Source organism: Acinetobacter sp. YH12129, from assembly GCF_013418685.1.
GTDB lineage: Bacteria > Pseudomonadota > Gammaproteobacteria > Pseudomonadales > Moraxellaceae > Acinetobacter > Acinetobacter amyesii.
In genome coordinates, this window is record NZ_VPBP01000003.1 from 217,335 (window position 1) to 223,901 (window position 6,567).

6 protein-coding genes and 1 rRNA gene are annotated in these 6,567 nt (G+C 39.5%); all 7 read right to left on the minus strand.

Annotated elements, in window-relative coordinates; all coding sequences use genetic code 11:
* Positions 1 to 132 precede the first annotated feature (132 nt).
* The 7 genes from hisD to rrf all read right to left on the minus strand — a co-directional run bounded on the left by hisD (position 133) and on the right by rrf (position 6,316).
* Complete coding sequence (hisD, locus tag FTU65_RS03500; RefSeq protein ID WP_180066357.1) at positions 133 to 1,434, minus strand: histidinol dehydrogenase; 1,302 nt, start codon at positions 1,432 to 1,434, stop codon at positions 133 to 135.
* 201 nt (positions 1,435 to 1,635) lie between these two features.
* Positions 1,636 to 2,337, minus strand: coding sequence for an ATP phosphoribosyltransferase (hisG, locus tag FTU65_RS03505; RefSeq protein ID WP_180021457.1), 702 nt, complete (start codon positions 2,335 to 2,337; stop codon positions 1,636 to 1,638).
* A complete protein-coding gene (murA, locus tag FTU65_RS03510) occupies positions 2,337 to 3,593 on the minus strand; it encodes a UDP-N-acetylglucosamine 1-carboxyvinyltransferase (RefSeq protein WP_078191193.1) in 1,257 nt (418 codons plus the stop codon). The genes hisG and murA overlap by 1 nt, the downstream gene beginning before the upstream one ends.
* Positions 3,594 to 3,599: 6 nt before the next feature.
* A complete protein-coding gene (gene ibaG / locus FTU65_RS03515) occupies positions 3,600 to 3,851 on the minus strand; it encodes a BolA family iron metabolism protein IbaG (protein WP_078191194.1) in 252 nt (83 codons plus the stop codon).
* A 135-nt stretch (positions 3,852 to 3,986) separates the two neighbouring features.
* A complete protein-coding gene (hpf, locus tag FTU65_RS03520) occupies positions 3,987 to 4,319 on the minus strand; it encodes a ribosome hibernation-promoting factor, HPF/YfiA family (RefSeq protein WP_078191195.1) in 333 nt (110 codons plus the stop codon).
* Positions 4,320 to 4,487: 168 nt separating this feature from the next.
* A complete protein-coding gene (locus FTU65_RS03525; RefSeq protein WP_180064986.1) occupies positions 4,488 to 5,942 on the minus strand; it encodes an RNA polymerase factor sigma-54 in 1,455 nt (484 codons plus the stop codon).
* Positions 5,943 to 6,201: 259 nt separating this feature from the next.
* Positions 6,202 to 6,316, minus strand: a 5S ribosomal RNA gene (rrf, locus tag FTU65_RS03530).
* Positions 6,317 to 6,567: the final 251 nt, after the last annotated feature.

Below are 6,567 nucleotides of genomic sequence, written 5' to 3' on the forward strand. Positions count from 1 at the left end.
TAAAGGAATCCTTAAAGCTCGTTCAGGGAGAGGAATATTCATTTTATGAGATTTCCCCTCTCCTTTCAGGAGAGGGTTAGGGAGAGGTTTATATTTTTGGAAAACTAAGTTTTTCACCTAGTCTATATTTTCTTACTGATAACGATAGCGTGCTGAACGCGCATGCGCATCTAAGTTTTCCTGCTGCGCTAATGTATCAGCCGTTTTCGCTAAAGTTTTCACACCATCTTCAGAGCACATGATTAAACTTGAGCGCTTTTGGAAATCATATACACCGAGCGGTGATGAAAAACGCGCTGTGCCCGAAGTAGGCAACACGTGGTTTGGACCTGCACAGTAATCACCAATCGCTTCCGGTGTATATCGACCCATGAAAATCGCGCCGGCATGGCGGATATCTTCAGCCATTTCCTGTGCTTCATCTAAACACAGCATCAAATGTTCAGGTGCAACTTGGTTAATCAATTCAGCACCTTCAGCACGGTCTTTGACTAAAACCAATGCACCGCGGTTTTCGATTGAAGTGCGTGCGATTTCCGCTTTAGGCAATGCTTCTAAATGCTTTTCAATCCATTGTTCTACTTGATTTAAAAGATCCGCATCTGGCGTAATGAACACCGCTTGAGCCACAGTGTCATGTTCCGCTTGAGACAACAAATCCATCGCCAGCCATTCAGCGTTATTTTGACCTTCTGCATAGACCAAAATTTCGGATGGCCCTGCAATCATATCAATGCCAACTTGACCAAATACTGCACGTTTTGCTGCAGCAACGAAACGGTTGCCCGGGCCTGTGATTTTATCCACAGATGGAATTGTTTCTGTGCCGTAAGCCAATGCTGCAACCGCTTGCGCGCCGCCAATGGTAAATACACGGTGTACGCCAGCCAAATAAGCTGCCGCCAAAACCAATGGATTTAAATCGCCATTCGGCGCAGGCACCACCATAATAATTTCAGGCACACCAGCAACATGCGCAGGTACAGCATTCATCAATACAGAAGACGGATAAGAAGCTAAACCGCCCGGCACATAGATACCCACACGGTCCAGCGGTGTGACTTTTTGACCAAGCGTATTTCCTAAAGCATCAACATAGGTCCAGCCGTCTTGCTTTTGTGCTTGGTGAAATTCACGAACACGGTTCGCAGCAAGTTCTAAGGCTTCACGCACTTCTGAACTTAAACCATCAAATGCTGCTTTCAGCTGTTCTTGTGTCAGCTCTAATTCTGAGAATTGATGCGCTGGATGTCGATCGAACTGCTGTGTCAATTTAAGAACATGAGCATCACCATGCTGACGAACATCAGCAATGATTTGGTCAACGGTTTTTAAAAGTTCTGGATCATTCACAGTTTCAAAAGCCAACAAGTCAGCAAAAGCTTGCTTGAAGTTTTGATCTTGAGTCGATAAACGTCGCATCAATTTACCCACAAGGTAATCTATTGGAAAAGATTAGTTTACCTGTTTTACAGCAGCTTGTGGACATCTATCGCATGTGTTCATGTGGAGTTTTATTGAAAATAACTTTCGTTAAAATTGGTGAAAATACAGTTTTATCATTATTTTTCAGTTTTCATAAAAAAACCGCCCAAATTTGAGCGGTTTGATCAGCATAGCTAGAAACTTAACAACTTATGCTTTCTTTGCTTGCTCGCGTTCTTCCACGGCTTTTTCTAGCTGTGCAAGAATTGGATTCAACAAAGTTTGTTTACGTTTAAAGCTTGCTTTGTTCACGATTAAACGTGAAGACACTTTACAGATTTCTTCCAAAGGCTCTAAACCATTGGCACGTAAAGTGTTTCCTGTATCCACAACATCGACGATGTAATCACCTAAACCAACCAAAGGTGCAAGTTCCATAGAACCATACAGTTTGATCACATCCACTTGCTCGCCTAAGCTTGCATAATATTGACGGGTTAAATTGACGTACTTGGTTGCAATCTTTAAACGACCTTTCGGACGAACCATGCCGACTTTACCAGCCGTCATTAACTTACAGTTGGCAATTTTTAAGTCCAATGGTTCATACACATTTTGTGCACCATGTTCCATCAGCACATCTTTACCTGCCACCCCAATATCTGCAGCACCATTTTCAACATAAGTTGGTACATCAGAAGCACGTAAAATTAAAATACGTACGTGCTTATGGGTCGTTGGAAAAATTAACTTACGAGATTTATCCGGATCTTCCAATAAGTTAATGCCAGCTGTTTCCAACAATGGCAAAGTTTCTTTTAAGATACGTCCCTTACTTAATGCTAAAGTTAAACCATGATCAAAATTGCCCATTACGTCAAAATTGGGATCATCGTTTCTCATATCGCTCATTAACTTACTCGCTTAATTTGGGCACCTAAACCTTGTAACTTCGCTTCAACATCTTCATAACCACGGTCAATATGATAGATACGGTCAATCAACGTTTCCCCATCAGCGGCAAGTGCTGCTAAAACCAATGAGAAAGAAGCTCGTAAATCAGTTGCCATCACTGGTGCAGCAGATAATTTCTCTACACCTGTAACAACAGCATCATTACCTTCAACCTGAATATTGGCACCCATACGTGCTAATTCAGGTACATGCATGAAACGGTTTTCAAAAATCGTTTCTGAAATTGTGGCAAAACCACGACCAATTGCATTCACCGCCATCAGCTGTGCTTGCATATCGGTTGGAAATTCTGGGTGTGGTAAAGTCTGGAAACTTACTGCTTTCGGGCGTTTACCCATCATATCCAGTTCAATCCAATCTTCACCGCGCGTAACTTCCGCGCCCATTTCTTCAAATTTATCCAGCACAGACTCCAACAAGTTTGGATCTGTATGCGTGGTTTTGATTTTACCGCCAGTTATTGCCGCAGCAGCAAGATAAGAACCTGTTTCGATACGATCTGCAACAACGGCATATTCACAGCCATGTAGGCTTTCAACACCTGTAACAACTAAAGTATCAGTGTCCAAACCTTCGATTTTTGCACCCATCTTGATCAACATATTAGCAAGATCGGTAATTTCAGGTTCACGAGCCGCGTTACGAATGGTCGTTACACCGTCTGCAAGAACCGCAGCAGTTAGAATATTTTCAGTACCACCAACTGTGACCATATCAAAGACAACTTCGCCACCTTTTAGACGACCATCCACTTTGGCATGCACATAACCTGCTTCAACTTCAATCTCTGCACCAAGTGCTTCTAAAGCTTTTAAATGTTGATCTACAGGGCGTGAACCAATTGCACATCCACCCGGCAAAGACACTTTTGCACTACCATAGCGCGCCAATAACGGGCCAAGCACCAAAATAGATGCTCGCATGGTTTTCACGAGTTCATATGGTGCAAATTGGTTATCTAAGCTAGAAGTATCAGCCTTAACCGTATCACCTTCATAACTGATTTGAACACCTAAACCTGCGATCAATTTCACTAAGGTGTTCACATCTTTAAGATTTGGTACATTGGTTAATGTAATAGGTGTATCCGCAAGGATAGTTGCAGCGAGTAATGGCAATGCAGCATTTTTCGCACCAGAAATACGAACTTCACCTTCGAGCTTAGTACCGCCCTGAATCAGAAATTTATCCATTAATTATTAAGCTCCGAATAAGCTTGCTTTGCGCCATTCTTCTTTGGTCATTGCACGAATTGTTACTGCATGTACTTCACCGCTGGCAATGTAGGAGTTCAAAGGTGCATAAACAGATTGTTGACGAGCAACAGGACGTTTGCCTTCAAATTGATCATCGACAATGCGTAGATCAAATTTGCCGCCTTGCCCACTAACTGCAACCTCAGCTTCTGGAAAAGCAGCTTTTAAAATTTCAGTGAGCTGTTCACTATTCATCACAAGACCCCATATAGGACTAACGGTGTAAAACCCGTCATTTTACTATAAATCTAAAAAATAATTCATTAGTCACATACATTATATATATAAAAAAAGAGGTTATAAAAAACCTCTTTTTGTACAATTTACAATCTAAACCGTTAAAGGCATATAAATGAGCTGCATTTTTCGATGTTTATGTAATTGTTTTTTTAATTTTTCAGACAATTTTTTGATCGAGGTATACATATCATCAGCGCACGCTTGTGCAAAAAGTTCTGTCCCAGGTAATCGTATAATCGCTTCCGCAATATGATTATCACTACCTTTTTTTGAACGTTTATCAACCTGATGATCTTTAGTCAGTTTGACTTGCATACTATTGACCTGATCTAAATGTTTGGTCATTTCCGCAAATTTAAGACGAATATTTTCTTCTATTGCTGGCGTAATTGTTAAATGATGGCCACGAATTGTAATCTGCATAATTCTATCCCTCACCTTCTTTCAGGACTGGAAAAGTTCAAGCCGAATCATCCAACTCAATATGCGAAGCATACATTTACACAATCAGATCATTTCGGCCATTCCTTATAAAAAAAGAGATTCATTATTTCGTCATAATGAACCTCTAGAATAGTCAGATTTTCAAATTTAGATCAACACTTTTCGCTCTGAAGATGATGGAATATGTAACGATTCACGATACTTCGCAACTGTACGACGAGCAACATCAATACCTTCTGCATTAAGCAAAACTGCAATTGCATTATCAGACAAAGGCTTACGTGTATTTTCTTCTGCAATCAACTTTTTAATTTTTGCACGAATTGCCGTCGAAGACGCTTCCCCACCAGACGATGTTCCAACATGACTTGAGAAGAAATATTTCAACTCAAATAATCCACGTGGTGTGAGCATATATTTATTTGTAGTTACACGGGAAACTGTGGATTCATGGAGTTCAACTTCTTCCGCAATATCTCGCAGGACCAAAGGCTTCATTGCCTCAGGCCCTTGTTCAAAGAACGCTCGTTGATGCTCCACAATACAGGTTGCCACTTTTAATAAAGTTTTATGTCGTTCATCAATGCTTTTAATGAAATTCTTAGCTTCAAGCATTTGATTACGTAAATATTGATTATCGTCACTTTGATCTGCACGCTTGATCATATTGGCATAGAAAGAATTCACTCGTAGCTTTGGCATTACATCAGGATTTAACTGTACCAACCAATGTTCATTCTTTTTTAGCACCACTACATCTGGAATTTGATAGTCTGAATCTTTATCTTCAAACTCTTGCCCTGGATGTGCTTTTAATGTTTTTAACAAACAAATGGCTAGTTTAAGTTGTTCCGTATTTAAACCCGTTTGCTTAATTAACTTAGGTAATTCATTGGTAATCAGCAACTCATAATTTTTCAATAATAAAATAGCTTCATATCGATATTCGACATGTTCAGGAAGATTTTCAACTTGTACCATTAAACATTCAGCGAGATTACGTGAACCTACACCTAAAGGATCTAGACGCTGAATATGCTTTAAAACCACCAAAACTTCGTCATCTTCGACTTCTTCTTCATAATCCATAGAATCTAAAAGATGCCGAACAGATTGGGTAATTTCATTTAAGTCACAATCTAAAAAACCTTTGTTATCTAAAGCATCGATAATACAGTGTGCAATTAGTTTATCGATCACAGAAAAGTGTAAAAGATTAACTTGCTCAAGCATATGTGCTTGTAAACTTTGATGCCCCTGCCGATTATCTTCGCGCTCTTCAAATTCAGCAGCACCTAAACTTGTAGGTTGATGCGTATAAACATCATCCCACTCCGTATCTACCGGTAACTCATCAGGCAAATGATCGGCATTTAATTCATTGGTTAAGTCTTTATTTTCCCTTTCTTGTTCTTGTAAGCTATTTAAACTTTCAACGGTATTTTGTTCTTCAACTTTCTCTAATAGAGGATTACTGTCGAGTTGGATTTGAATTTCTTGTTCCAATTCCAAACTTGAAAGCTGTAATAAACGAATGGCTTGTTGTAATTGAGGTGTTAATGATAAGGAATTGGCAACCTTTAACCCCATCGCTAATTTCATTAATAACTCCCCCTATAATTAACCGCACTTTATAAGCAATTTTTATGCCGTTTTATTTTTTATAGCATAATTTTGAACAGAACGCCCGATTTTTTGTCTTTTTTAGACACATTATTCAGCTAATTTATTCTTTTATTAGGAACAATTCGCCTTATAAATGAATTATTTAATTAGATATATTATTAATTTCACTCTATTTTCCTTTTCACCACACATAAAAAAACACCCCCTGACGTATCAGGGGGTGTTTCGAATAATGAGCTGGCGATGACTTACTCTCACATGGGTAACCCCACACTACCATCAGCGCTAAGAGGTTTCACTTCTGAGTTCGGGAAGGGATCAGGTGGTTCACTCTTGCTATTGTCGCCAGCACAACTGTTATGACTTTGCATTTGGTCTTATCTTTTCAGTGCCGTTGCTTGGTCAAATGAGTTATTAACAGATCATATCTGAGTTCTTGCGAGTAGAACTAAGCAGTGCTTAATTATACTCTCATTTGTTCTTAAGCGTTAACTAAATCAAGTTATTTTGCTTAATATCGAATCAATTGATGCTTTACATACAACTGTTTGGGTGTTGTATAGTCAAGCCTCACGAGCAATTAGTATTGGTCAGCTTCATG